The organism is Stutzerimonas chloritidismutans AW-1, assembly GCF_000495915.1.
Classification (GTDB): Bacteria; Pseudomonadota; Gammaproteobacteria; order Pseudomonadales; family Pseudomonadaceae; genus Stutzerimonas; species Stutzerimonas chloritidismutans.
In genome coordinates, this window is sequence record NZ_AOFQ01000046.1 from 40,817 (window position 1) to 67,149 (window position 26,333).

The following is a 26,333-nucleotide window of genomic DNA, read 5'->3' on the forward strand; positions in this document are numbered from 1 at the left end:
AGCTAGCTTTGCCCCCACTGCCCGCTGCGGCGCATCGCGCCCCAGTGGTGCTTGCGTCGCGAGAACCATTGCCAGAGGCCGCGGCAGCGCCAGACGGTGTTCAGCTGGCGGTAGCCGAAGTTCTCCAGCACGGCCATCAGAAACAGCTGCAGCATGTCGCGCCGACGGCTGTAGACGCGGAACGACATGGTTTCCAGCAGCAGGCCGTTGACCGACAGCAGGATGCCCATGCCGATCGCCACCAGCAGGAAGGCCGCCAGAGCCGCGTAGGACACCGCACCGAAGGCGAAGCCGGCGAGCATGAAGCCGTAGCCGACCAGCTCGATCAGCGGGCCGATCCATTCGAACAGCGCCATGAACGGCCAGGCCAGCCAGCCCGGCGTGCCGCCACGCAGGCTGAAAGCCAGCCGCGCATGACGGCCGAGGCTCTCGGCCAGGCCGCGCTGCCAGCGGCTGCGCTGGCGGCCGAGGGTGCCGAGATCTTCCGGGCATTCGGTCCAGCAGATCGGGTCCGGCAGGTAGCGGATGCGGTAGGGGATGCGCTTCTCGCGGTGATAACGGTGCAGCCGCACCACCAGCTCCATGTCCTCGCCAACGGTATCGGTGCGATAGCCGCCGACCGCCATCACCCGTTCGCGGTCGAACAGGCCAAAGGCGCCGGAGATGATCAGCACGGCGTTGAGCGGCGCCCAGCCGAGACGGCCGAAGAGAAACGCACGCAGGTATTCGACGATCTGAAAACGTGCCAGCCAGTTGCGTGGCAATCCGGCCTGGATAAGAAAGCCGCCGCGCACCTGCGAGCCATTGGCGATACGCACGGTGCCGCCGGCGGCAATGGTGCGCTCGTCTTCGAGGAAGGGCTGCACCACGCGCAACAGGCTGTCGCGCTGCAGGATCGAGTCGGCGTCGACGCCGCAGAACAGTCCGTGGCGTGCCGCGTTGATACCGGCATTCAGCGCATCGGCCTTGCCGCCGTTGGCCTTGTCCACCACCCGCAGATTGGCGTAGCGCCGCGAACGATAGATGGCCTGCACCGGTTGGTGGGCCACGGCCTGGCGCAGCGGCTCGGGGTGCGGCACCAGGTCGAATTCCTCGATCAGCACGGCGAGGGTGTTGTCCTTCGAACCGTCGTTGATCACCACGATCTCGAACTCGGGATACTGCAGCTGCAGCATCGAGCGCACCGAGGTGCGGATGGTCGCTTCCTCGTTGAACGCCGGCATCAGTACCGACACCGGCGGCTCCACACCCAGGTAGGGCGCCAATTCGCCGGTTTCCGCCCGTTGCCGGATGTAGCCCATGAGGCTTGCCATCGACAGCATGTTGAGCAGCAGGTACATGCCGTTGAGCAGCAGGAAATAGAGGATGAATGCGACCTGCAACCACCACAGCCAGGTATCGGTCACCGGCGCACCTCCGCGATGGCGCGGCGCAGGGCGTCCCTGCCGTAACGATCACGAACCTGTTCAAGCATATGCTGCAGCCCCTCCAGCGTCGCGCCCGGCATCGCCGCCAGGCTGTCGGCCGCCGCCTGGCGCACCCACCAGCTGCTGTCCGATAGCAGCGGCAGGAACAGTTCGCTGTCTTCGCGGCGTGCCTGTTTGTGCAATGCCTGCAGCGCCGCCAGACGCACGGTGTCCTGTTCATGCTGCAGGGCGCGTAGCAGGCGGTGGCGGTCGCGCGGGTCGCCGAGTTCGCACAGGCAGCGCAGCGCTACCTGCAGATATTCTGCCGGTGCGCCTTCGTCCAGCCGGGCACGGGCCCAAGGCGCGGCGTGGCGGGGATCGCCCTGCACGAGCAGGGGAACCAGACGCTCGCGACGCGGATCTTCCGAGGAGGACAGCACGATCAGCAGCGGCGTGGTCACGGCCTGTTCGCCAGCCTGCTGGCAGAGACTGATCAGCCGCGGCAGCGCCCAGTCGGGGCGATTCACCGCCGCCGGCAGGATCAGCGCCATGGCTTTGCTGGCGTCCATCGCCACCAGGGTCTGGGCGGCGGAGAGGGCGACGATGGAGTTGCGGCTCAGCAGTAGCGGTTGCACCGCCTGCCAGTGCGCGGGGTCAGCCAGATGCCGCAGGCAGGTCAGGCCGATCAGCTTGCTGCGCACTCTCCCGCGCAGCAGGATCAAGGCCTGGCGGTCCATGCCCAGAGCGATCAGCGCGCGGTTCATGCGCTCGCGTGCGGCCCCGCGCAACTGTAGCTGGGTGCGGTTCCACTGCAGCAGGAACCACAGCTGTCGCCGCCGTGGCAATGGCGCATGGCTGGGCGGGAGTTCGTCGCTCAAGCTGCAGAGGGCGAAGAAGGGCCGCCACTGTTCGTTGAACTGCTGCCGGCGTACGGTGCGCCGGCGTGATACCTCACCGAGCAGCAGAACCTGCAGCAGCACCAGCACCGTCAGTGCGCCGAGGCCGAAGGCGCAGTACAGCGCCAGTTGCAGCATGCGGTCTTCCGGCCAGAGCTGCGCCCAGGCGTTCGCCGATGCTTCGCACAGCCAGTGGGGGCAGCGCGCCAGCCATTCAGAAAGCATGACACAGGCCGAGCTGCAGCCATTGCCGGTCGTAGTAGCTGCCCTGCTGGTGATGGCCGATTTCCCAGCTCAGCGCCCAGCGGCTGTCGAACCAGTGGCGACCCTGCAGGCTGATGGCGCGCACGTCGCTGGTGATCAGCTGCTGTTCCTCCACCGCTTCTTCCTCGCCCACGGTCAGGCGCAGGCCGGCGTAGCTCAGGCCCTGGTAGTAGTAGTCCAGTGCCAGATCATGGCCGATCGGCGTGCCGGCATTGGCGACATCGGTGACGTTCAGCGTGTAGCCGGCGCGCCAGGCGTTCCAGTAGCGTTCGGCGCTCAGCGCGAGGCGGTCGACCCGGGTGGTCTCGTACTCGGTGCGGCGGACACTGACAGCGCCGAGGTAGCCGTCTGGTAGCCGCCGCTGCAGGCGCAGATCGGCATGCCACTCGGGAAGGAAATAGGGCGACGGCTGGTAGCCGACCTCCGGTTGCAGGGTCCAGTTCTCGTCCAGCGCAATGACGGCGCCGGCTTCGACGCCTTCGTCCCACTCGCCGAAGCGTTGCTCGCGTGTCAGCGCGCCATCCCAGCCGAGACTCTCCGGCTTCGTCGAGGCGTAGTCCAGGCGCTGGCTGCGCCAGTTGTCAAAGCCGCTGTCGAGCCAGTCCTGGCGAGCGGAGATTTCCAGTTCGTGGCGTCGCTTGGTCGCGGCGTCGTCCACCGGCACGGGCGCCGCTGCGGTGCTGGGCACGGTCAGCGCAGCGCGGGCCTGCTGGATCACCTGCTGCACCTCGGCATAGTCCGGGACGAGCTGGGCGGCGCGCTCGAGCGATTCCAGCGCCCGTTGCGGATGACCGGCCCAGAGTAGCGCCTGGCCCTCGCCGAGCAGATAGTCGGCGTTGTCCGGCTGTTGCTGCAGCAGGCGGCGATAGATCGGCAGCGCCTGTTCAGGGCGGCCTTGCCAGCTCAATACACGGGCGAGCAGGAACTGCGCCGCGGTGTCGTCCGGCTGCCCGGCCAGATGCGCCCGAAGTGTGGCTTCGGCCGCGTCCAGTTGTTGCGCCTGGACCTGCCGCTGGGCGGTAGCGACGTCCGCCAGCGCCGCACCGCAAGGCAGCGCCAGGGCAAGCAGCATTACCGCTCGCTTCATCGGCGGCCCCTCAGCAGACGGCGGATGCGCGCCAGCAGTTCCTCCGGCTGGAAGGGCTTGGTCACGTAGTCGTCGGCGCCGAGTTCCAGTGCTCGGACGATGTCCACTTCACGGGCCTTGGCCGTCAGCATCAGCACCGGCACGCTGTCCCAGCCGGGCTGCGCCCGCAGCCGTTCGATGAGTTCCAGGCCGTCATGGTAGGGCAGCATGATGTCCATCAGCGTCAGATCCGGCGGCTCGCTCTGGGCGAAGTACTCCAGTGCCTGCCGGCCATCGGCGGCGTGGTCGACCACGAAGCCGTGACGTTCGAGCATGTAGCGGATGAGAAAGGCGATGTCTTCTTCGTCTTCCACCATGAGAATGCGTTTGCTGGCGGATTCGCTCATGGGTGAGCCTCGTCGGTTTCGTGTGTGTGCCCCGGCGGCCAGTGTTGCAGCAGGTGCTGGATCAGCCTGGCCAGCTCATCGCCGTCGTGACGAGATTTCACCAGTTGGCGCAGCGCCAGGCGGTCGTCCTGAATCGGGGTGTCGAGCGCGGAAAAGATGATCACCGGCGGCGGTGGGACGCTCTGCGCGAGCTGGTCGAACAGCTCGGTACCCTGACCGTCCGGCAGCATCAGGTCGATGATGGCCAGGTCGAACGTCTGTGCCGCGATCAGCTCGCGCGCTTCGTGCAGCGTCGCGGCGCCGGAAAGGTCGACGTCGAGCACGGCAATCTGCCTGGCCAGCAGCACCCGCAGGTCGTCATCGTCCTCGACGTGCAGGATGCGCGGCCGGTGTCCACTCAGCTGCAGACAGGCGCGGATGACGTCCATCACCCGCGAGGGGTCGATCGGCTTGTGCAGCCAGTCGATCACTCCCACCGCGCCGCCGCGCAGCGTGCCGTCGTCATCATCGCGTCGCTGCGGCTGCAGGCTGACGATCAGCACCGGCAGGTTGCGGTAGTTGTGCTGGCTGCGCAGGCTCTGCAGGAAGGCCGCGCTGTTCTCGTCATCCAGTGCCGGGCTGAGGGTCAGTGCCTCGACGTCGAACTTCAGCAACAGCTGGCGTGCCTCGGCTGCGCTCCCACTGATCAAGGTGGCGTAGCCATGTTGCTGCAGCGCTGTGGCCAGCTGCTCGGCGGCCCGCGTGTCCGGCTCGAGGATGAGGATCAGCGGCGCGTCGTCACCCTGAGCGGCTCTGGCCCGTGGTGCGGCGGGTCGCTGCAGGGGCGCTGCGGATTGCTCCTCCAGTGGCAGCTGCAGCCAGAAGCGCGAGCCGTGGCCTTCCTGGGAGTCGAAACCGATCTGCCCGTGCATCTGCTGCACCAGCGAGCGGGTGATCGCCAGGCCCAGCCCGGTGCCGCCACGTTGGCGGGCGTCGGAGGAGTCGGCCTGGGCGAAGCGTTCGAAGATCCGCCCGCGGAAAGCCTCGGGAATCCCCGCCCCGTGATCCTGTACACCGAGTTCCAGCACGTTGTCGTGGTGACGAAGATCGACCGTCACGCTGCCGCCGGCGGGGGAATGCTTGATCGCATTGGACAGCAGGTTGGCCATCACCTGGGCGAAGCGGTCGGGGTCGACCATGGCGTCGCTCGACCGCGACTCGTCGCCGCTCACCAACGCGAGGCTGACGCCGTAGTCGCGGGCGTACGGCTCGATGTCCGACAGCGCCTGCTGCACCAGCGCGCGCACGTCGTGGCGGCCGAAGTTGAACGCCAGGCGCCCGGCTTCGAGCTTTTCGATGTCGAGGATGTCGTTGATCAGGCGCACCAGGCGTTCGCTGTTCTTGTGCGCGATATCCAGCAGCGGGCGGGCGTCGTCGCCGATATGCCCGGCGATACCGCCGATCAGCATGCCGAGAGCGCCGCGGATGGCGGTCAGCGGCGTGCGCAGTTCATGGCTGACGGTAGAGATGAATTCGGTCTTCATCTGCTCCATGCGTCGGCGCAGTGAGATGTCCACCGCTACCGTGACCACATGGCAGGTGCGTGCCGAGATCCGCAGCGGTCGCTTGACCACCTGGAACCAGTGCTCCGTGCCATGGGCATCGGTCAGCGCAACCTCGGTGCTGCGCAGTTCGCTGCTGCCTCCCGCCAGCTCGGCCAGCTCTTCGTCACCCAGCAGCAGCGGCTGCAGCCGCACGGCTGACGGCACTTCATCGGGGCGACGCTGCTCGATGTCCTGCGGGCGCACGTTCAACAGCGTCGCGAGCGCCGAATTGCAGAGCAGGAAGCGACCCTGGGCGTCGCGAACGAAGATCAGGTTGTCGTCGGTGTCGACCACCCGGCGGAGGAACACCTGCTGGTCGTGCAGGCTGTCGCGGTTGCGCTGCAGTTCGCTGACGTCGCGCGCGATGGCCAGATGGTCGCCCAGCCCGGTGGGCATCAGGCGCACCTCGAAGGTGCGCTGGGTCTGCAACTCGCACCAGGTCTTCTGGCGTAGTGCGCCTTCGTCGGTCTGATTGAGCAGCTCGACGAGCAAGGGTTCGATCGCTTCCGGTGGCGGCGCGCGGCGCGGGGTGCCACGCGAAATGCTGGAGACCTGCTGCCGCTCATCGACCGCGTAGAGATGGTCCGGGATGGCCTGCAACAGCGCTCCGAGACGCGCCTCGCCGGCCTGGGCACCACGGGCGAGCTGCTGGCGAATCTGCAGATTTCGCTGCAGGGCCCAGAAGGCGGCCAGGAACAGTCCGATCACCACCAGTGTGCCGATCAATGCCAGCCGCTGAGCGCGCTCGGTGGTGCGTGCCACGGCTTCGCTGGCGGCGGCCAGGTGGCTGCGCTCGTGCTGCTCGACGGCGTTGAGCAATGCGCGCAGGCGGTCCATCAGCAGGTGCCCGCCGGCCTTGCGCAGACGCTCCACGGCAGCCTGCAGCCCGGCTTCGCGGCGGGTCTGTATGTTGCCGGCGGCTACTTCGAGGCGTTCGGCGATGGTCGCATCGAGCGTCTGGAACCAGCGCCGATCGGGAAAATGGCGCTCCTCGACCTGGCGCTGCAGGCTGCGCCGGTTGCCTTCCAGCTGTCTGAGGCCACGCTCGTAGGGTTCGAGATAGGTGGGGTCGCCGGTGAGGATGAAACCGCGCGAACCGGTTTCGATGTCCTGCAACGAAGAAAAGATCGCCTGGACCGAGGTGATGATTTCCAGGCTGTGACTGACCGAGCGATTGGTCTGCAACAGCGCTTCCTGCGTGCGCTTGCCTTGCCAGCCAAGGGCGACGAGCAACAGAAACGCAGCGAGAAAGGCGATTGAGTGCCAACCGATCGCGAGTCTTGCGGGCAAACCGGACTCCTTCCGACGGGGACGACTGCACAGAATCCCCAGTTGCCTCGCTACCGCGTGGTCACCGGGATGAATTCAGTATAGTCAGACCTGCCCGGACCACTGCGGTTCGCCGCCGAAAGGGCCGGGCGCTCAGCGCTGGGCGATCTGCACCTGGTTGCGGCCATTGTGCTTGGCCACATACAGCGCCTGGTCGGCACGCTCGAGCAGCAGGCCAGCGGCGCTGTGACCGTCGGTTTCGCAGATGCCGGCGCTGAAGGTCACGCAGAACTCCTGGTCGCCGGCATTGAAGCTCAGCGCGGCGAAGCGCACGCGGATTTCGTCGAAGATGCGCCGCGCTTGCAGGGCCGAGCATTCGGGCAATACGGCGACGAACTCCTCGCCGCCATAGCGGCCGAGGCTGTCGATACGCCGCAGGCGCTGGCGCAGCAGGTTGGCCAGGGCGCGGATCACGTTGTCACCGGCGGCGTGCCCGTAGGTGTCATTGACCTGTTTGAAATGATCGAGATCGAGCATCACCACGCTGGCCGGTTTGCCGGTACGGGTGGTGCGCTGCACTTCCAGCGCCAGCTGCTCCTTGATATCGGCGTGCTTGAGCAGGCCGGTAAGGCTGTCGCGGGCCAGCGCGGTGCTCAGCGAGCGCGCACGCTGGGCATGGGAGTACACCGCGGCGACCAGCGCGGTGTCGCTGATCGGCTTGGTGATGAAGTCGTCGCCGGCCTTGAGCAGCGCTGCCATCTGCCGGTGGGTATCGGTCTCGGCAGAAAGGTAGATGATGGTCACCCGCAGCCATTCGTCATGCAGGCGGATCATCTGCGCCAGCTCCGGGCCGGAGCAGTCCGGCATGTTGATGTCCAGCAACAGCACCTCGGGGTTGAAGCTGCGCATGGTGTCCAGCACGCGGGTCGGTTCGGTGAGGATCTGCACCTGCATCTGCGCGTTGCGCAGCACCAGGCTGTAGCGTGCCGCCAGTTCGGCGTCGTCATCGATGATCAGCACGCGGAACGGCTCGCCCTGCTGTCGATCGAGGCAGCGCTCCAGGCTGTTTTCCAGCTGGGTGATGTCCAGTGGACGGACGAAGAAGCCCTGGGCCCCGGCGCGTACCGCGGCCAGCTGGCTGGCGAAATCGGCACGATCATGGATGACCAGCAGCGGCAGTGGTTGCTCGAGGCTTTGCTGCAGGGCGGCCAGCGCCTCGAAATCGCCTTCCTGTTCGACGCTGACGATCAGCGCGTCGGGCAGCTCATCGGCCACGGCCTCCTGCAGCGCGGCGAAACTGAGCCACTCGCTGACCAGATAGCCGAAGTTGCGCAGGGTCACCGCCATGCTGGCGCCCGCGACCGGATCGGCCTTCATCAGGTAGATGCGACAGCCGGGTGCCGGGTCCTCGTGATGTTCGGGCAGCTCCGCCGCGCCGTGGCGTTCCTGGCCGGGGGTTTCGCTGGCCAATTGCAGCACCGCGCGGGCGAAGGCCTCGGCCGCGCGACTGCCCGGCTTGGCCGAATCCAGCCAGCGGTCGGCACGTTGTTCGAGTTGTCTGGCGCGTTCCCCGAGCTTGGCGAAACCAAAGGTACCGGCGGCGCCGGCCAGACGATGCAGGCGCTCGCGGATGTTCAGCATCACCAGCCGGCGACTGGCAGTGGCGCGAGTCTGCTGCAGATCCTGGGCGAGCGCGGCGAGGTCGATCAGGTCGGCCTGCAGCCGTTCGCCGAATTGCTGTTCCAGCTGCGCCAGCTGCTCCTGCAGCGCCAGGCGGGTGCGATCATCCATGCTCGGCCTCCCAGATTTGCCGCAGCTGGGTGGCAAGCTGCAGCGGATCGAAGGGCTTGCTCAGCACCTGGCGCACGCCGAGCTGGCGCAGCTCCTGCAGCCGTTCGGGCTGCAAGTGGCCGGTGAGAAACACCACGGGCGTCTGCTGCAGGTCGATCAGATGGGAGAGCTGGCGAACCAGCTCGATGCCGTCCATCTGCGGCAGCATCACATCGAGCAGGATCAGATCAGGGGCGAAAGCCTGCACCTGATCGAGCGCGGCTTGACCGGACTGACAGCTGAGTACCTCGAAGCCGCCGAGCTTTTCCAGGGCGATACGCGTCACCACCTGGATGGACGGTACGTCTTCGACGTGCAGGATGCGCTTGAGCTGTTTCATCACGGTCTCTCCTTGGCCTGGCCTTGTGCGGGTAGTTCGAACCAGAAGCAGGCGCCACGGCCGGGCTCGGATTCGAAGCCGATATGCCCGCCCATGTGCTCGATCAGCTCCTTGCTGATCGCCAGACCCAGCCCGGTGCCGCCTTGCTGGCGGCTGTCGGACGAGTCGGCCTGGGCGAACTTCTGGAATACCCGCGCATGAAATTCGTCGGAAATGCCCGGGCCCTGGTCTCGGACGCTGACCCGGACCCGGCCGTCACTGAATTGGGCTGACAGTTCGACTTGCTCACCGGCCGGGGAGAACTTCGCTGCGTTGGAAAGTAGATTGCTCAATACTTGCTGCACACGCATGGCATCGACCGTCACGCTCACCGCCGGGCAGGCGCCGAGGTGCAGCTGCACGCCATGCCGCTCGGCGTAGCTGCCGTTGCTACGCAGGGCCAGTTCCAGCAGGGGCGGCAGCGGTTGCTCGAGCATGTCGAAGCGCATCTTGCCGGCGTGCAGTTTTTCCATATCCAGCAGATCGTCGATCAGCGCGCCCAGGCGCTGGCTGTTCTGCTGGGCGATATCCAGCAACTCGAGCATCGATTCAGGCACTTCGCCCATGACGTTCGAACAGATCAGCGCCAGGGCGCCGGTGATGGAGGTCAGCGGCGTGCGCAGCTCGTGGCTGACGGTAGAGATGAACTCGCGCTGCAGGCGTTCGATGCGCTTGCGTTCGGTGATGTCGTGCATGACGACGACCGCGCCCAAGGGATGGCCGTCGGAACTGAACAGCGGATCGGCGTTGGAGAGCACATATCGTGGCGAGCCCTGACTCAACAGGACCATTTCATGGTTGATGACATGCTCGCCATGTAGCGCGCGGCGCAGCGGAATTTCTTCGGGCTGCAACGGCGTCATGCCGTCGGCGCGAAACAGTTGATAGCGTGTCGCCCACTGCTCCGGCGAGCCCGACTCGGCGTCAGCCCCATGCCACTGTTTAGCTTTCTCGTTGAACAGGGTCAGATTGCCCTCGGCGTCGCAGGCGATCACCGCTTCGCTCAGCGCTTCGAGCAGGCGCCGATTCATTTCCTGCTGCTTGTCCAGCTCCAGCTGTTCGGCCTTGCGCGCGGTGATATCGGTGACGAAACCATGCCAGAGCACAGAGCCATCGACCTGTTGCAGCGGCGTGGCCCGCGCCTCGACCCAGATCAGCCCCTTGCGCGGGTGCTCGACGCGGTGCTCGCTGTGCCAGGGCGTGAGCTCGCTCGCCGCCTTGCGGATGCTGATCAGCAGCGCGCTGCGGTCGGGCCCGTGGACCCGGCAGACGATCGGCGCGAAGCTGCTGGCCAGCTGTCCGGGGCTGAGCCCGTAGATCTGCTCGACGCCTTCGCTGACGTAGGGAAAGCACGACGCCCCATCGGCGCGCCAGTGGAACTGGAAGAGCATGCCCGGGACTTGCGCGGCGATCTGCTGCAAGCGTAGTTGCAGCTGCTCCTGATAGGCCAGGTCGTAGGCGTTGACCAGATAGCCGCGCAGGTGCTCCTGCTCGTCATGGATCGCGCTCACACCCAGCAGCACCGGTACCTCGTTGCCGTTCTGGTGACGCAGGCGCCATTCGGACATGTCGCGCCGGCCGCGGTGCAGCGGCGCGGTCAGTACCGAGAAATCGGCCTCGAGCGGCATCTGCAATTCGCTGGAAAGCAACAGCGCCCGGCGCTGCAGCGCCTCCGGACGGAACAGCGCGGCGGTCAGCGGATGGCCGACCAGCGCCTGTTCGCTGTAGCCGAGCAGCCGTTCGGCGGTCGGGTTGACGCTGGTGACGACACCGTCGGGGCGGGTCACCAGCACGGCGCTGGAGGCGCTGTCGAGGATGGCCTGTTGCAGTGCCGCCTGTTCGGCGTGACGGTGCGCCAGCAGCTGCTGTTCGAACAGGCGGATCACCTGGCGGCCGAGGCGCTCCAGGATTTCGCGTTGCTCGGCACTGAGGCGACGTGGCTGGCGGTCGATCACGCACAGGGTGCCAAGGTTGTAGCCGTCCGGCGTGGTCAGCGGTGCTCCGGCATAGAAGCGAATCTGCGGGTCGCCGAGTACCAGCGGGTTGTTGCAAAAACGCGGGTCCTGCAGCGTATCCGGCACCTCGAAGATCTCGTCGCCGGCGATGGTGTAGGTGCAGAAGGAGATTTCCCGCGGGGTCTCGCTGACGTCGAGGCCGACGCGGCTCTTGAACCACTGGCGGCGGTCGTCGACCAGTGAAATCAGCGCTATGGGCGTGTCGCAGATCTGTGAGGCCAGTTTGGTGAAGTCGTCGAAGACCGAGTCTTCCGGCGTATCGAGGATTTCGTAGCGCAGTAACGCCGCCAGGCGTGACAGCTCGCGCGGCTGGGCGGTGGATGGCATCGGCGTCGTGCTTTGTTGCGGTGACTCCATCGTCGCGCCTTGCTGGTTCGGTGGGGGGCGTCCGGTCGGCAGCGTTTCACGACCGGGGGATTAAGCAGTTCTGCCTAGTATCGGCCACTCAGCCAGATGCTGCGAATCTGCTCGGCCAGCTGCATCGGGTCGAACGGCTTGACGATCACGTCGCGCGCGCCCAGCTTGCGCAGGTGCTCGATCTCGCTCGGCTGCACCTTGGCGGTCATGAATGTTACCGGAATCCGTTCCAGGTCGATGCGCTCGCGCAATCTGAGCAGCGTCTGCGGGCCGTCCATGCCCGGCATCATCACGTCCAGCAGGATGAAGTCGGGGGCGAAGGCTTCGACTTCCTCCAGCGCCTGTGCGCCAGAGGAGCAGGACAGCACCTCGTATCCGCCAACGGCCTCCAGGGCCAGTTTGGTCACCGCCTGAATCGACGGATCGTCTTCAACGTGCAGGATGCGCCTTAGCTCGGCCATTGTGCCTCCGGGGGTCGTTTGCGTGCGCGTCCGCTTAACGGAAGCATCAGGATTGATCTTGCGCCAGCGGCGCGACTGGCAGTTCGCACCAGAAACAGGCGCCTTCGCCGGGCTCGGAATCGAAACCGATCCGGCCGTGCATGTGTTCGATCAGTTCCTTGCTAATGGCCAGGCCTAGCCCGGTGCCTTCCTTCTGGCGGCTGTCGGAGGAATCGGCCTGGGAGAACTTCTGGAAGATTCGTGTGTGGAATTCGGCGGCGATGCCCGGTCCCTGATCGCGTACCGAGATTCGCACCCAGTCATCGCGTCGCTCGCTGCCGAGCGTAACGGTGCCACCCTGCGGCGAGAATTTGACCGCATTGGAGATGAGATTGGCCAGTACCTGCTGCAACCGGTCGTCGTCTGTCATCAGCTGCACGTCCGGCGCGGGCAGCAGCTCCAGCGTGACACCGTGCTTGGCGGCATAGCCCTGATTGGCGGCGATTGCCTGTTGCAGCTGCGTCGGCAGCGCATGCGCGCGCAGGTCGAGGGTCATCTTGCCGGCGACCAGCTTGTCCATGTCCAGCAGGTCGTCCACCAGGCGCCCCAGGCGCAGGCTGTTCTGGTGGGCGATGCTGATCATCTGGCGCATGTTCGGTGAAGGCTCGCCCAGCGCGCCGCCGACGATCAGGCCGAGGGCACCGGAGATCGAGGTCAGTGGCGTACGCAGCTCGTGGCTGACGATGGACACCAGCTCACTCTTCATCCGCTCGATGCGCTTGCGCTCGGTGATGTCGCGCACCAGGCCGATGAATCGGCGCTCGCCGTGGTGGTTGATCTGCGAGACGCGCAGTTCGATGGTGAAGGTTTCGCCGGTCCGGCGCAGGGCGGTGAGTTCGCGGTTCTGCTCCAGCGCGCGAGGAATGCCGCGTCGCTCGTAGGTTTCCAGATAGCCGTCGTGGGCGGAGCGGTCCGGTTCGGGCATGAGCATCGACAGGTTGCGGCCGATGACCTCCGCGGCGCTGTAGCCGAAGATCTGTTCGGCGGCATGGTTGAAGGTTTCGATGATGCCGCGGGCGTCGATGATGATGATGGCGTCGATCACGTTGTCGATCAGCATGCTCAGGTAGCGCTCGCGCTCCTGCATCTCTTCCTTGGCCAGCGCCTGGTCGGTGACATCCCAGATGAAGCCGTCGCACCAGCCCACCGGGTCGTCGCGCTCGTGCAGTACGCGGGCCTTTTCGCGCACGTAGACGGTCCGGCCTTCGGCATTGATGAGGCGGTAGACGCCCTCGAAGGTGTCCTGCTCGGCGTGTTGCCGGGCCAGCTCGAGGTCGTCTGGGTGGATCAGGCTGGCGTAGCTGCGCACGCGGTCGCCGACGAAACCGCCGGCCGGGTAGCCGGTCAGGCGTTCGATGCCGTCGCTCAGGTAGCTCATGCGCCGACGGCCGTCGTTGCGGCAGCGGTAGACCACGCCCGGCAGGTTGCCGACCATGGCGCGGTAACGACTTTCACTCTTCTGCAGCGCGCGGGTGGCTTCCATCAGTTCGCTGATCTCGGTGACGAAGCCGTGCCAGAGCACGGTGCCGTCGGGACGTCGTTCGGCGGTGGCACGCCCCTCGGCCCAGAGCAGACCGCGTTGCGGATGCTGGATGCGGAACTCCACCGAGCCGGTTGTCGACCCAGCAGCCACACGCAGCAGTGCGGCTTTCAGGCGTGGCAGATCCTGCGGGTGAACGTGCACCAGGGCCTGGGAAGCATCTTCCAGAAGCCTCTGCGGGTCGATGCCGTACAGGTCACGTGCGCCCTCGCTGGCATAGAGGAAGGCATAGCGGCCGTTGGCGAAGCGCTTGAGCTGAAACACCACGCCGGGCAACAGGCTGGCGATCTTCTGTGCGCGGTCGAGCAGGCGCTGGCGGCGTCGGCCCTGCTGTTGCTGGCTGAACTGATGCTGCAGCTGCGCGCCGATGCGCCGTTGCAGCAGTACCGCCAGGGTCAGCAGCAACGCCTCGGCGATCAGCCAGGCCAGACTCCATTTGATCAGCAGCCGGCGCCCGGCCTGTTGGTGCTCCTGCTGCATGGCGCTGATGTCGCGCCAGACCAGCGCCGCTGCCAGCAGCGGCGCCGATGGCTGGGCCCGACGGTCGCTGTGCAGGGGAATCTGATTGAGCATATAGGTGCGGCCGTCGGCACTCAGCAGGCGCAAGGCCAGGCCGCTCTCCGGCTCGGGCAGCATGCTCTGCTGCGCCCAGTGCAGAATCTGTGTCGCCGAATGTTCGATCAGCAGCCAGTCGCCGTCGCTGCGCAGTTGCACGCCGCTGGGGGCTTCCACGTCTGCCGCCTGCAGTGCCTGGCGATTGACCACCAGCGCCAGCCCGGCAGCCAGCTGATCGCCCAGCTCGGGCAATTCCGGCAGCACGTTGTAGCCGACTTCCAGGGCGCCGATGATCTCGCCGGACTCGCTGTCGGTGGCACGCAAAGGAACGATGGCGCGACTGCTGGCGCCGAGCGCATTGACCTCCATGCCGTACTGCATGCTGCCTTCGCTCATCGCGCGGCGCAGCATCGGGCGCTGCGCCGCCATTGCGTCACCGAAGCGCTCCGGTTGCTGCATGCGCAGCAGGGCGACCCCAGCGTCGCTCCAGAAGATCTGCAACTGCAACGCGCCGTGGCGTTGCATGGCGCTCCAGGCCGGGCTCAACGCGGCGCGCAGACGCTGACGTGCCAGCTCGATACGTGCATCGTCCATGGCCCGGCCATCACGTAGCGCCGTATCGATCTGGCGAACCTGGCGCAGCACTTCGGCATTGCCGGCCAGCGCCGTGGCGACCATGTCGGCCTGCCGTCGCTGATTGAGCTGCGCGCTCTGCAGCGCCAGGCTCTGCAGTTCGCCATGGGTGTCGATTTCCAGGTGCCAGGCGGCATCGCGCGCGCGGTAGTCATTGAATGCCAGACTACCGAACAGCAGCACGAGCAGCAGGCTGCCGAGCGTGAAGATCCAGTGCGGTGTGGTGATGCCGGCGTTCGTCATCGGCGGGCCGGCCAGAGGCGCGAGGTGCTGCGCTCGACGTACGACGTTTGCATGAGCCGCAACTTTCCAGGGCAAAAAAGAAACAATGATAGCTCTATGCCAGTACGACCGATAGCGTCTTTCGGGAATGCACGTCAGCATGGCGCCACGTACCGAAGCGTAGCGATTGCAGCCGAATCTGGCTAAAAAATCACCAGCTATTAGACGGTCGGTCGGGCCGTTTCCTAGACTCGCCGACACCTGGTGTTAGGCTGAAGGCAGGTGGACGCCAGCGGAGGTCGCTGGCGCACCGTTCTGCAAGAGGCACCCCGTTATTATGTGGCACACCGGTTTACTCGACCTGTCGGTCTGGCAACTCATCGCGACCACGCTGCTGCTGACTCACGTCACCATCGTCAGCGTCACGGTCTACCTGCACCGTTACTCGGCGCACCGCTCGCTGGAGCTGAATCCGGCGCTCAAGCATTTCTTCCGCTTCTGGCTGTGGCTGACCACGGCGATGAACACCCGCGAGTGGACTGCCATCCATCGCAAGCACCACGCCAAATGCGAGACCCCCGATGACCCGCACAGCCCGGTGCATAAGGGTCTGAGCACGGTGCTGCGCAAGGGCGCCGAGCTGTACATGGAAGAGGGGAAGAACGAGGAAACCCTGCGCATCTACGGCAAGAACTGCCCGGACGACTGGATCGAGCGCAACCTCTATTCGCGCTTTCCCAATACCGGCATCGTGCTGATGCTGCTGATCGACCTGGCGCTGTTCGGCGCGCTCGGCCTCACCGTGTGGGCCGTGCTGATGATCTGGATTCCGTTCTGGGCCGCCGGCGTGGTCAACGGTCTCGGTCACGCAGTCGGTTATCGCAACTTCGAATGCCGAGATGCGGCGACCAACCTCCTGCCCTGGGGCATCCTCATCGGCGGCGAGGAGCTGCACAACAACCACCACACCTATCCGAACTCGGCCAAGCTGTCGGTGCGCAAATGGGAGTTCGACATGGGCTGGGCCTGGATTCGCCTGTTCAGCCTGCTGCGGCTGGCCAAGGTCAACCGTACCGCGCCGATCGCCCACCGCATCGAGGGCAAGCAGCAGCTGGACATGGACAGCGCCATGGCGATCCTCAACAACCGTTTCCAGATCATGGCGCAGTACCGCAAGCTGGTTATCGTGCCGTTGGTGCGCCAGGAGCTTGGCCGCGCCGACGCCACGCTGCGCCATCAACTGCGCCGGGCCAAGCGACTGTTGGCGCGGGAGCCGAGTCTGCTGCAGCAGGAACAGCAGGCGCACATCGACGACATGCTGGCGCAGAGCCAGTCGCTCAAGGTGATCTACGAGAAGCGTCTGGCGCTGCAGCAGATCTGGACGCGAACCAGCTCGAACGGCCACGAAATGCTGGCGGCGATCAAGCAGTGGGTGCACGAAGCGGAGGCCAGCGGCATCCAGTCGCTGCGCGAATTCGCCGAGCATCTGCGCACCTATTCCCTGCGCCCGTCGGTCGCCATCGCCTGACCTTCCATCGGCTCAAGCACAAGGCCTGCAGCCGGCCGGAACTTTGCCTCTGGCGGGCTCTCTGAACAGCATTCTCAACATGCAGTACCGTCGCAATCGCGACGGTCGTTTCAGGAAGAAGGCTATGCGGCTGGCGAGTAATCAGGGTGATTCGGGTATGGGCATGCCACCGGGCGGCGATGCGCAGACATTGCTGGCGCTGATGCATGCGCGCGCGGAGGCTGCCCGCCTAGGCGAGCGCGAGCAACTGTTCAGCACCCTGCTGGGCGGTGTCAACGCCGTGCTCTGGGCGTTCGACTGGCAGGCGCAGCGGATGATCTACGTCAGCCCGGCCTACGAGCGCATCTTCGGTCGCTCGCCGGCCCTGCTGCTGGCCGATTACGGCGAGTGGCGCAATGCGATCTATCCGGATGACGTCGAGTTCGCGCAGAAGAGCATGCTCGCCGTGCTCGACGAGGGCGCAGTGGAAACCCGCGAGTACCGCATCATCCGTGGCGACGGGCAGTTGCGCTGGTTGAGCGACAAGTGTTTCCTCGGCCGTCGCGCCGATCGTGGCCAGGGCCCGATCATTGTCGGTATCGCCGAAGACATCACCGAGAAGAAGCAGCTCGAAGGCGAACTGCAGCGTCTGGCCACCACCGATGTACTGACCCAGAGCAGCAACCGCCGGCACTTCTTCGAATGCGCCCGCGGCGAGTTCGAGCGGGCGCGGCAGTTTGCTTCCTCGCTGGCGTTCCTGCTGCTGGATATCGATGACTTCAAGCGCATCAACGACACCCACGGCCACCAGATGGGCGATCAGGTGCTGCAGAAGGTGGCCCGCTGCGGCGCTGCCGTGCTGCGCCAGAGCGACCTGTTCGGGCGCATCGGTGGTGAGGAATTCGCCGCGGTGCTGCCGGGCTGTCAGCCGGATCTGGCCGAACAGATCGCCGAACGCCTGCAGCGCGAGATCGAACGGGTAGTGTTTACCGCCGACAACGGCGAACGTTTCCGCGTCACCGCCAGCCTGGGCCTGACCTACCTGAAAGCCAGCGATCCCGAGCTGAGCAGCGTGTTCGCCCGCGCCGACGCGGCGATGTATACCGCCAAGCGCCTGGGCAAGAACCAGGTGATCGTCGGCTGAGCAGACAGGTGGGGATGTCCGATCAGCTCAGTTGGCCAGCTCGTCGTAACCCCGGCCGATGAACTGCAGCAGGCAGAAGCCATGGCCGAATGGATCGGCCATCAACGCCAGCTTGTGCCCGGCCTGAGCCGTTATCGGCTGTTCCAGCTGCGCGCCGTGAGTGACGGCTCTGGTGGTAGCGGCTTCGATGTCGTCGACGACGAAGTCCAGGTGCACCGGCGTCCAGTGCCGCGCGTAGTCGCGTTGCCGAGAGCCATCGGGCGTCGCGGCGCTGCCCGCATCCTTGAGCAACAGATAGATCGGCGTCGGGCCGCCGAGCATTTCCACCGCGAAGGTGCCGAGGCGGCGGCCGACCCGTAGACCGAACACCGATCCGTAGAAGTCGACGGCCCGTTCCAAGTCGTCGACGTCGAGGTTGACCAGAAACTCCATCCAACCTCCCCTTGCCTGGCTTGGCAGGCTCAAGGCCAGCGTTTCAGCGCGATAGCGGTGCCGGCTGCTGCTGGGTGATGCAGTGAATATTGCCGCCGCCGAGGAGGATCTCGCGCCCTGGCACCATGACGACCCGGTGCTCCGGGAATACCTGCGCCAGGATGCGCTCGGCTTCGGCGTCCAGCGGGTCGCCGAAGGCTGGGGCGATGATGCCGCCGTTGACGATGAGGAAGTTCACGTAGCTGCCGGCCAGGCGTATCGACGGGTCGCGCGGCTGGCTGCCGTCCAGGGCGAGGACCCCGGCGCATTCTTCGGCAGTCGCATGCAGCGGGCCGGGAATCGGCATCTTGTGCACCGTCAGCGTGCGGCCCTTGGCGTCGCGAACGCTCTGCAGCACGGCCATGGCCGCCTGACAGCGCTCGAAGTTGGGGTCGTTCGCATCGTCGGTCCAGGCCAGCAGTACTTCGCCCGGGCGCACGAAGCAGCAGAAGTTGTCGACGTGGCCGTCGGTTTCATCGTTGAACAGGCCGTGCGGCAGCCAGATGATGCTATCGACCGCCAGCTGTTCCCGCAGCACGCTCTCGATTTGCTCGCGGGACAGATGCGGGTTGCGGTTGCGATTGAGCAGGCATTCCTCGGTGGTGATCAGCGTGCCCTCGCCGTCGACGTGGATCGAGCCGCCCTCGAGCACGAAGCCCTCGGTGCGGTAGCGGTCGCAGTATTCGAGTTCGAGGATCTTGCGCGCCACTTCGTCGTCGCGCTGCCAGTCGGCATAGAGGCCGCCGTCTTCACCGCCCCAGGCATTGAACGTCCAGTCGACGCCGCGCAGGCCGCCTTGGTCGTCGATGACGAAGGTCGGCCCGGTATCGCGCATCCAGGCGTCGTCGGTGCTCAGTTCCACCACGCGGATGCGCGGATCGTCGAGTGCCGCGCGAGCTGCGAGGTACTGCTCGGCGCTGGCGCAGACGGTAACCGGCTCGAAGCGTGCAATGGCCTTGGCGACAGCGGTGAACGCGGCCTGCGCGGGCGCGCCGTTGTCACGCCAGTTGTCCGGGCGTTGCGGCCAGACCATCCAGGTCTGGCTGTGCGGTGCCCATTCGGCAGGCATGAAGTAGCCATCGGTACGCGGCGTGGTCGTCAGGGTGGTCATCTGCATTTCTCATGAAGCGGGAAAGGACAGGCCTTTCCCGTGGTTCGTATCGGCGGGCGCGCGGCTCACTCTGAAGGCTGCGAGCCGTCCAGGGTCCGGATCGACCCGTAGAGATTCGGCCGGCGATCGCGGAACACGCCCCAGGCGCTGCGGATGTGTTCGAGCTGGTCGAGATCGAACTGGTGCACCAGCACGCCCTCGCTGGTTTCGTCCATTTCCTCGACCTTGGCCCCGAACTGGTCGGCGATGAATGACGAGCCGTAGAAGGTGATGTCGTAGCCGTCCTGCTCTTCGCGGCCGATGCGGTTGCTGGCGATCAGCGGCATCAGGTTGGCGCCGGCATGGCCCTGCTGCACGCGCTGCCAGTGGTCGCGCGAGGTGATGTTCGGGTCGTGCGGCTCGCTGCCGATGGCGGTCGGGTAGAACAGCAGTTCGGCGCCCATCAGCGCCATGCTGCGCGCGGTTTCTGGGAACCACTGATCCCAGCAGATGGCCACGCCGATCTTGGCGTAGCGGGTGTTCCACACCTTGAAGCCGGTGTCGCCCGGGTTGAAGTAGTACTTCTCGTGGTAGCCGGGGCCATCCGGAATGTGGCTCTTGCGGTAGACGCCGAGCAGCTTGCCGTCGGCATCGATGATGGCGATGGAATTGAAGCGGGCGCGTCCGGCCAGCTCGAAGAAGCTGATCGGCAGCACCACCTGCAGTTCGGCGGCGACCTTCTGGAAATGCTGGATGGCCGGGTTTTCCTCGACCGGCGTCGCCAGCTGCAGGTACTCGGCGTTGGGCTTCTGGCAGAAGTAGGGCGTCTCGAACAGCTCCTGAATGAGGATGATCTGCGCGCCCTTGGCGGCGGCCTCGCGCACCAGCTTGTCGGCATTGGCGATGTTGGCCTGGCTATCCCAGGAACAGGCCATCTGGGTGGCGGCAACGGTAACGACTCGGGACATGGAAACCTCGCGGCTGCAGTTGAAAGGGCGACGGCTATCGAAAGCGCAAATTTATTCGATAGTTATCTGGATTGATAGGGGGCTGAACGCCGATGGCAAAGAAAGGGCTGACCGTTTATCGATATTTATCGGTCAGTGGCTCGATGTTTCCCGCTTCGGCAGGCATGGCGGCAGATACAGGCCGAGATAGGCATCGAATACACGCAGGCCTTCCTCGGCCATGCGTGGCGTCAGGCTGCCGTACAGCTGTATGGATCGAGCATAGACGCGGTCGCCGAGTTCCACGGCCATGGCGAACACATCAATGTCCTGCGGCAGAGGCGGCAGGGCGAAATGTCGCTCGAACACGGCCTGCATCGCCTGGCCGAGTTCCAGGTCCAGGCGCTGATCGGTCTGCGTCACCTCGCCGAGGCCGTGCTGCACGAGGATCAGCTGGCGGGCGGCGCTGTCCTGTTCGTAGACCCCGAGCATGCGCTGTTCGATCAGTCGCGACAGGTCGCGCCAGCTGCTCAGGCTCTGGTGATCGATGGGCTGCTCGAGGCTGTCCCTGAACGTCGCGTGCACATCGGCCGTGAGCGCCGCGAGCAATGCCGGCACTCCAGAGAAGAAGTGGTAGACGGAGGAGGGCGGAATGCCGGCGCGCTCCGCCACCGCGTACACCGATAGCGTCGCGGCGCCCTGCTCGGCGAGCAGTTCACGGGCGCTGGAGAGAATCTGGCGGATGCGCGCCTGGCTGCTGGCGCGCGGGCGGCGACTGGGCGTCGCGGGGCTGGGCTTGGTCATCGGCCTATTTGAAGCCAGCACGGCGGCGGATGCAAACCGCCGTGGTGGTCGCCCCGCTGCACGCGGGCCTGCGGCTAGACGGTATGCAGATACCAGTTGTACTCAAGGTCCGAGATCGAGTGTTCGAACTCGGCCAGTTCGCTTTCCTTGCAGGCGACGAAGATGTCGATGTAGTCCGGGCTGATGTAGCGCGCCATGATTTCGCTGTCGTCCAGCTCGCGCAGGGCGTCGCGCAGGTTGGTCGGCAGGCTCTGCTCGACCTGCTCGTAGGAGTTGCCCTCGATGGGGTCATCCGGCTCGATCTTGTTGGTCAGGCCGTGGTGCACCCCGGCGAGGATGCCGGCGAGCAGCAGGTAGGGGTTGGCGTCGGCACCGGCGACCCGATGTTCCACACGCACGGCGTCGGGGCTGTCGGTCGGCACGCGCAGCGCCACGGTGCGGTTGTCCATGCCCCAGCACGGCGCATTGGGCACGTAGAACTGGGCGCCGAAACGGCGATAGGAATTCACGTTGGGGCACAGGAAGGCCATCGAGGCGGCCATGGTCTGCTGCAGGCCGCCGATGGCGTGACGCAGCGGCTCGCTGTCCAGCGGATTCTCGGTGGCGAATATATTGTTGCCATTCTTGTCGAGCAGCGAGATATGCACGTGCAGCCCGTTGCCGGCCTGTCCCGGATAGGGCTTGGCCATGAAGGTGGTGTCCATCTCGTGGTCGTAGGCGATGTTCTTGATCAGGCGCTTGAGCAGCACCGCGTAATCGCACGCCTTGATCGGATCGGCGACGTGATGCAGGTTGACCTCGAACTGCGCCGGGGCGCTTTCCTTGACGATGGCGTCGGCCGGGATGCCCTGTTCCTTGGCGCCTTCGAGAATGTCCTGCAGGCAATCGACGTACTCGTCGAGATCGTCGATCAGATAGACCTGGGTCGAGTGCGGGCGTTTGCCGGAGATCGGCGAGCGCGGTGGCTGCGGCCGGCCGTTGATGTTCTCCTGATCGATCAGATAGAACTCGAGCTCGAAGGCGGCGCAGATGGTCAGGCCCAGCTCGTCGAACTTGCTCACCACCTGGCGCAAGACCTCGCGCGGGTCGGCGAAGAAGGGGTCGCCGTCGCGCTCGTGCATGGTCATCAGCAGCTGCGCAGTGGGACGCTTCTGCCAGGGTTCCTTGCACAGCGTGTTGGGGATCGGGAAACAGGTGCGGTCGGAGTCGCCGATATCCATGCCAAGGCCGGTGCTTTCAACGGTGATTCCGTTGATGTCGAGGGCGAACAGCGAAGCGGGGAGGTTGATGCCCTTTTCGTAGACCTTGTGGAGGCTGGCGCGCTCGATGCGCTTGCCGCGCACGACTCCATTCATGTCGGTGATCAGCAGATCGACGTACTGAACCTCCGGATGTTCCTTGAGAAATGCGTTAGCTTCGTTGAGCTGAACGGCACGCGGCGGGGCCATGATGAATTACCTTAATTGTTAAAAATTTCAATCATCAGATGCTTGTCTGGGAGTCAATCGAAAAGCCTGTTCACTGTCAATAGTAGCCCGCCAGCGCCCCATGAGTGCCCACAATGGGCCTTTTTTGGGGCATCTCCGGTACGCTGAATCCATCGCGCGCCGGGCTAATACTCGGGCTATTGTCTATAAAAATGAACAAGACTACTCTCCGGTATGCCCCATTCGAACGACGAGTATCCCATGCCTCGCAAGCCCCTGATCGGCGTTTCGGCCTGTACCAAGCAGATCGGACATCACGGCTTCCACATCGCCGGTGACAAGTACCTGCGTGCCGCGGCGATTGCCGGCGTGCCGCTGGTGATTCCGGCGCTGGATGAGCTGATCGATCCGGCAACGCTGCTGGAAACCTTCGATGGCCTGCTGTTCACCGGCTCGCCGTCGAACGTCGAGCCACATCACTATGGCGGCCCGGCGAGCGAGACGGGCACCCATCATGATCCGCTGCGCGACCGTCTCACCCTGCCGCTGATTCGCGCGGCTGTCGAGGCGGGCATCCCGGTGTTCGGCATCTGCCGTGGGTTTCAGGAAATGAACGTAGCCTTTGGCGGCAGCCTGCACCAGAAGGTTCACGAAGCCGGCCCCTATCAGGACCACCGCGAACGTCCGGACGATCCATTGGAGGTGCAGTACGGACTCAGCCATCCGCTGCACGTGCAGCCGGGCGGGCTACTCGAGCGGCTGGGCCTGCCGGCGCAGATCCAGGTCAACTCGGTGCATGGCCAGGGCGTCGAGCGGCTTGGAGCCGGTCTGCGCATCGAGGCGCTGGCGCCGGACGGGCTGATCGAGGCGTTCTCCGTCGAGCAGGCGCGCAGCTTCGCCCTCGGCGTGCAGTGGCACCCAGAGTGGAAGGTTCACGAGCATCCGCATTATCTGACGCTGTTCCGCGGCTTCGCCGAAGCCTGCGAGGCGCGCGCCCGACAACGCTGACGGCCGACCCAGGCGGCCCTCCCCAGCAACCCCGAGGTCAACATGAGTATCCAACTCGACCAGCTCACCGGCTGGCTGAAAGAACACAAGATCACCGAAGTGGAATGCCTGATCAGCGACCTGACCGGGATCGCCCGCGGCAAGATTTCACCGACCAACAAGTTTCTCGACGAAAAGGGCATGCGCCTGCCGGAAAGCGTGCTGCTGCAGACCGTGACCGGCGATTACGTCGAGGACGACATCTACTACGAACTGCTCGACCCGGCCGATATCGACATGTTCTGCCGACCCGACCCGAACGCGGTGTTCCTCGTGCCCTGGGCCATCGAGCCCACCGCTCAGGTGATCCACGACACCTACGACAAGATGGGCAACCCCATCGAGTTGTCGCCGCGCAACATCTTGAAGCGCGTGCTGAAAATGTACGCCGACCGCGGTTGGCAGCCCATCGTCGCGCCGGAGATGGAGTTCTACCTGACCAAGCGCTGCGAAGCCCCGGCCCTGCCGTTCCAGCCGCCGATCGGCCGCTCAGGCCGCCAGGAAACCGGCCGCCAGTCGTTCTCCATCGACGCCGCCAACGAGTTCGACCCGCTGTTCGAGGACATGTACGACTGGTGCGAAGCGCAGGGCCTGGATCTGGATACGCTGATCCACGAGGAAGGCACCGCGCAGATGGAGATCAACTTCCGTCACGGCGAAGCACTGCACCTGGCCGACCAGATCCTGGTGTTCAAGCGCACCATGCGCGAGGCGGCGCTCAAGCACAACGTTGCCGCCACCTTCATGGCCAAGCCGATGACCGGCGAGCCAGGCAGCGCGATGCACCTGCACCAGAGCGTCATCGACCTCAAGACCGGGCGCAACATTTTCTCCAGTGAAGACGGCTCCATGAGCCAGCTGTTCCTGCACCACGTCGGCGGCCTGCAGAAGTACATCCCCGAGCTGCTGCCGATGTTCGCGCCGAACGTCAATTCGTTCCGCCGCTTCCTGCCCGACACCTCGGCGCCGGTGAACGTCGAGTGGGGTGAGGAGAACCGCACCGTGGGCCTGCGCGTGCCGGACTCCGACCCGCAGAACCGCCGCGTCGAGAACCGCCTCGCGGGCGCCGACGCCAACCCTTACCTGGCCATCGCCGCGAGCCTGCTGTGCGGCTACATCGGCATGGTCGAGCAGCTACCACCGAGCCAGCCGGTCAAGGGCCGTGGCTATGAACGGCGCAACCTGCGCCTGCCGCTGACCCTGGAAGCAGCGCTGGAGCGGATGGAAACCTGTCGTGAGCTGGAGAAATACCTGAGCCCGAAATTCATCACCGGCTACGTCGCGGTCAAGCGCACCGAGCAGGAGAACTACCACCGGGTGATCAGCTCATGGGAGCGGGAATTCCTGATGCTGTCGGTGTAGGGCCGCTTCCGCCGGAGCCGGTCCTAGGGTGGGTGACGCGTTTCTCATCCACCAAACATGCACGAACTTTATCGAGAGGTGACTGATGAGCGATTCGCAAACCCTGCACTGGCAAGCGCTGAGCCGCGACCATCATCTGCCGCCGTTTACCGATTACAAGGCGCTGAATGCTAAAGGCACGCGCATCATCACCAAGGCGTCCGGCGTCTATCTGTGGGACAGCGAAGGGCACAAGATCCTCGACGCCATGGCCGGGCTCTGGTGCGTCAACCTGGGCTATGGCCGTGAAGAACTGGTCGAGGCTGCGACCAGGCAGATGCGCGAACTGCCGTACTACAACCTGTTCTTCCAGACCGCCCATCCGCCGGCCGTGGCCCTGGCCAAGGCGATCGCCGACATCGCGCCGGCCGGGATGAACCATGTGTTCTTCACCGGCTCGGGCTCTGAAGCCAACGACACCGTGCTGCGCATGGTGCGCCATTACTGGGCGATCAAGGGCCAGCCGGCGAAGAAGGTGGTCATCGGCCGCTGGAACGGCTATCACGGCTCGACAATCGCGGGCGCCAGCCTCGGTGGCATGAAGGCCATGCACGAGCAGAGTGACGGCCCGATCCCGGGCATCGAGCATATCGACCAGCCTTACTGGTTCGGCGAGGGCGGCGACATGAGCCCGGAAGAGTTCGGCGTACGCATCGCCGACCAGCTGGAGCAGAAGATTCTCGAGGTTGGCGAGGACAAGGTCGCCGCCTTCATCGCCGAACCGATCCAGGGCGCCGGTGGCGTGATCATCCCGCCCGAGAGCTACTGGCCGCGGGTCAAGGAAATCCTCGCGCGCTACGACATCCTCTTCATCGCCGACGAGGTCATCTGCGGCTTCGGCCGCACCGGTGAGTGGTTCGGTAGCGACTACTACGGCCTCGAGCCGGACCTGATGCCGATCGCCAAGGGCCTGACCTCTGGCTACATCCCCATGGGCGGCGTGGTGGTGCGCGACGAAGTGGTGCACACGCTCAACGAAGGCGGCGAGTTCTACCACGGCTTCACCTATTCGGGGCACCCGGTGGCCGCCGCGGTGGCGCTGGAGAACATCCGCATCCTGCGCGAGGAGAAGATCGTCGAGCGGGTGAAGACGAAGACGGCACCCTATTTGCAATCCCGTTGGCAGGAACTGCTCGAGCATCCGCTGGTAGGCGAGGCGCGTGGCGTCGGCCTGCTCGGCGCGCTCGAGTTGGTGAAGAACAAGAAGACCCGCGAACGCTTTGCCGATCCCGGTGTGGGCATGCTCTGTCGCGAGCACTGCTTCCGCAACGGCCTGGTGATGCGTGCGGTTGGCGACACCATGATCATTTCGCCGCCGCTGGTGATCAGCGAAGAGCAGATCGACGAGCTGGTTGGCAAGGTGCGGTTGTGCCTCGACGCCACGGCCAAGGATGCGCTGGGTTGAGCCGTGCGGCGGCCCGCGCCAGCTGAGCTAAGGTTGTCGTTTGCACCGCTGTGCGTTCGGCTTGTTGAAAAGAGGGTCCTGACCTTGCCAGACTGCGCGCGTGCTGGAGGCCAGACCTGCCGAGGGGTGTGTCGATGCCGCCACACCGCCAGGCCGCCGCGTTGTTCA

At 65.4% G+C, this 26,333-nt stretch carries 20 protein-coding genes; 5 read left to right on the top strand and 15 right to left on the bottom strand.

Annotated features, from left to right (window positions below; all coding sequences use genetic code 11):
- Positions 1–2: 2 nt before the first annotated feature.
- The 10 genes from F753_RS39000 to F753_RS39045 all read right to left on the bottom strand — a co-directional run bounded on the left by F753_RS39000 (position 3) and on the right by F753_RS39045 (position 14,943).
- On the bottom strand, positions 3–1,406 hold the full coding sequence (locus tag F753_RS39000; RefSeq protein ID WP_023445757.1) for a glycosyltransferase family 2 protein: 1,404 nt from the start codon (positions 1,404–1,406) through the stop codon (positions 3–5).
- The gene (locus tag F753_RS39005; protein ID WP_014822186.1) at positions 1,403–2,527 is read right to left on the bottom strand and encodes a HEAT repeat domain-containing protein; all 1,125 of its coding nucleotides are present in this window, start codon (positions 2,525–2,527) and stop codon (positions 1,403–1,405) included. Before F753_RS39005 ends, F753_RS39000 begins: the two co-directional genes overlap by 4 nt.
- Positions 2,517–3,653 carry a YaiO family outer membrane beta-barrel protein gene (locus F753_RS39010; RefSeq protein ID WP_031297875.1) on the bottom strand — a complete coding sequence of 379 codons (1,137 nt, stop codon included), beginning with the start codon at positions 3,651–3,653 and terminating at the stop codon, positions 2,517–2,519. Before F753_RS39010 ends, F753_RS39005 begins: the two co-directional genes overlap by 11 nt.
- Positions 3,650–4,039 (bottom strand): response regulator transcription factor, encoded by a 390-nt coding sequence (locus F753_RS39015; RefSeq protein WP_014822184.1) that lies wholly within the window; start codon positions 4,037–4,039, stop codon positions 3,650–3,652. The genes F753_RS39010 and F753_RS39015 overlap by 4 nt, the downstream gene beginning before the upstream one ends.
- Positions 4,036–6,912, bottom strand: coding sequence for a CHASE3 domain-containing protein (locus F753_RS39020; RefSeq protein WP_023445759.1), 2,877 nt, complete (start codon positions 6,910–6,912; stop codon positions 4,036–4,038). The genes F753_RS39015 and F753_RS39020 overlap by 4 nt, the downstream gene beginning before the upstream one ends.
- A gap of 132 nt (positions 6,913–7,044) precedes the next feature.
- Positions 7,045–8,682 carry a diguanylate cyclase gene (locus tag F753_RS39025; protein ID WP_023445760.1) on the bottom strand — a complete coding sequence of 546 codons (1,638 nt, stop codon included), beginning with the start codon at positions 8,680–8,682 and terminating at the stop codon, positions 7,045–7,047.
- On the bottom strand, positions 8,675–9,061 hold the full coding sequence (locus F753_RS39030) for a response regulator (RefSeq protein WP_003303605.1): 387 nt from the start codon (positions 9,059–9,061) through the stop codon (positions 8,675–8,677). Before F753_RS39030 ends, F753_RS39025 begins: the two co-directional genes overlap by 8 nt.
- Positions 9,061–11,472, bottom strand: coding sequence for a PAS domain S-box protein (locus tag F753_RS39035; protein ID WP_031297878.1), 2,412 nt, complete (start codon positions 11,470–11,472; stop codon positions 9,061–9,063). The genes F753_RS39030 and F753_RS39035 overlap by 1 nt, the downstream gene beginning before the upstream one ends.
- A 74-nt stretch (positions 11,473–11,546) precedes the next feature.
- Positions 11,547–11,933, bottom strand: a complete 387-nt coding sequence (locus tag F753_RS39040; RefSeq protein ID WP_014822179.1) for a response regulator — start codon at positions 11,931–11,933, stop codon at positions 11,547–11,549.
- A 46-nt stretch (positions 11,934–11,979) separates the two neighbouring features.
- On the bottom strand, positions 11,980–14,943 hold the full coding sequence (locus tag F753_RS39045) for a PAS domain S-box protein (protein ID WP_023445762.1): 2,964 nt from the start codon (positions 14,941–14,943) through the stop codon (positions 11,980–11,982).
- Between the two features lie 316 nt (positions 14,944–15,259).
- Between F753_RS39045 and desA the strand changes: the two genes are divergently transcribed.
- Together desA and F753_RS39055 are read left to right on the top strand one after the other, a co-directional pair.
- Positions 15,260–16,450 carry a delta-9 fatty acid desaturase DesA gene (gene desA / locus F753_RS39050; protein WP_023445763.1) on the top strand — a complete coding sequence of 397 codons (1,191 nt, stop codon included), beginning with the start codon at positions 15,260–15,262 and terminating at the stop codon, positions 16,448–16,450.
- A 124-nt stretch (positions 16,451–16,574) separates the two neighbouring features.
- Complete coding sequence (locus tag F753_RS39055; RefSeq protein WP_023445764.1) at positions 16,575–17,573, top strand: GGDEF domain-containing protein; 999 nt, start codon at positions 16,575–16,577, stop codon at positions 17,571–17,573.
- A 27-nt stretch (positions 17,574–17,600) separates the two neighbouring features.
- On the opposite strand, the gene F753_RS39060 is transcribed toward F753_RS39055, so the two are convergent.
- From F753_RS39060 to F753_RS39080, 5 genes are all read right to left on the bottom strand, one after another.
- Entirely contained in the window at positions 17,601–18,005 is a 405-nt protein-coding gene (locus tag F753_RS39060) for a VOC family protein (RefSeq protein WP_023445765.1), read from the bottom strand.
- Positions 18,006–18,048: 43 nt separating this feature from the next.
- Positions 18,049–19,155 carry an agmatine deiminase gene (gene aguA / locus F753_RS39065; RefSeq protein ID WP_023445766.1) on the bottom strand — a complete coding sequence of 369 codons (1,107 nt, stop codon included), beginning with the start codon at positions 19,153–19,155 and terminating at the stop codon, positions 18,049–18,051.
- Positions 19,156–19,220: 65 nt separating this feature from the next.
- Positions 19,221–20,102 (bottom strand): N-carbamoylputrescine amidase, encoded by an 882-nt coding sequence (gene aguB, locus F753_RS39070; protein WP_014822172.1) that lies wholly within the window; start codon positions 20,100–20,102, stop codon positions 19,221–19,223.
- A 132-nt stretch (positions 20,103–20,234) separates the two neighbouring features.
- Positions 20,235–20,885: a TetR/AcrR family transcriptional regulator gene (locus tag F753_RS39075; protein ID WP_023445767.1), complete on the bottom strand. Its 651-nt coding sequence runs from the start codon at positions 20,883–20,885 to the stop codon at positions 20,235–20,237.
- 74 nt (positions 20,886–20,959) lie between these two features.
- On the bottom strand, positions 20,960–22,333 hold the full coding sequence (locus tag F753_RS39080) for a glutamine synthetase family protein (RefSeq protein ID WP_014822170.1): 1,374 nt from the start codon (positions 22,331–22,333) through the stop codon (positions 20,960–20,962).
- Between the two features lie 240 nt (positions 22,334–22,573).
- On the opposite strand from F753_RS39080, the gene F753_RS39085 reads away from it, so the two are divergent.
- The 3 genes from F753_RS39085 (at position 22,574) to F753_RS39095 (ending at position 26,165) form a co-directional block, all read left to right on the top strand.
- Positions 22,574–23,320 carry a gamma-glutamyl-gamma-aminobutyrate hydrolase family protein gene (locus tag F753_RS39085; RefSeq protein WP_023445768.1) on the top strand — a complete coding sequence of 249 codons (747 nt, stop codon included), beginning with the start codon at positions 22,574–22,576 and terminating at the stop codon, positions 23,318–23,320.
- A 42-nt stretch (positions 23,321–23,362) separates the two neighbouring features.
- A complete protein-coding gene (locus tag F753_RS39090; protein ID WP_023445769.1) occupies positions 23,363–24,721 on the top strand; it encodes a glutamine synthetase family protein in 1,359 nt (452 codons plus the stop codon).
- Between the two features lie 85 nt (positions 24,722–24,806).
- Positions 24,807–26,165 (top strand): aspartate aminotransferase family protein, encoded by a 1,359-nt coding sequence (locus F753_RS39095; protein ID WP_023445770.1) that lies wholly within the window; start codon positions 24,807–24,809, stop codon positions 26,163–26,165.
- The last annotated feature ends 168 nt before the right edge of the window (positions 26,166–26,333 follow it).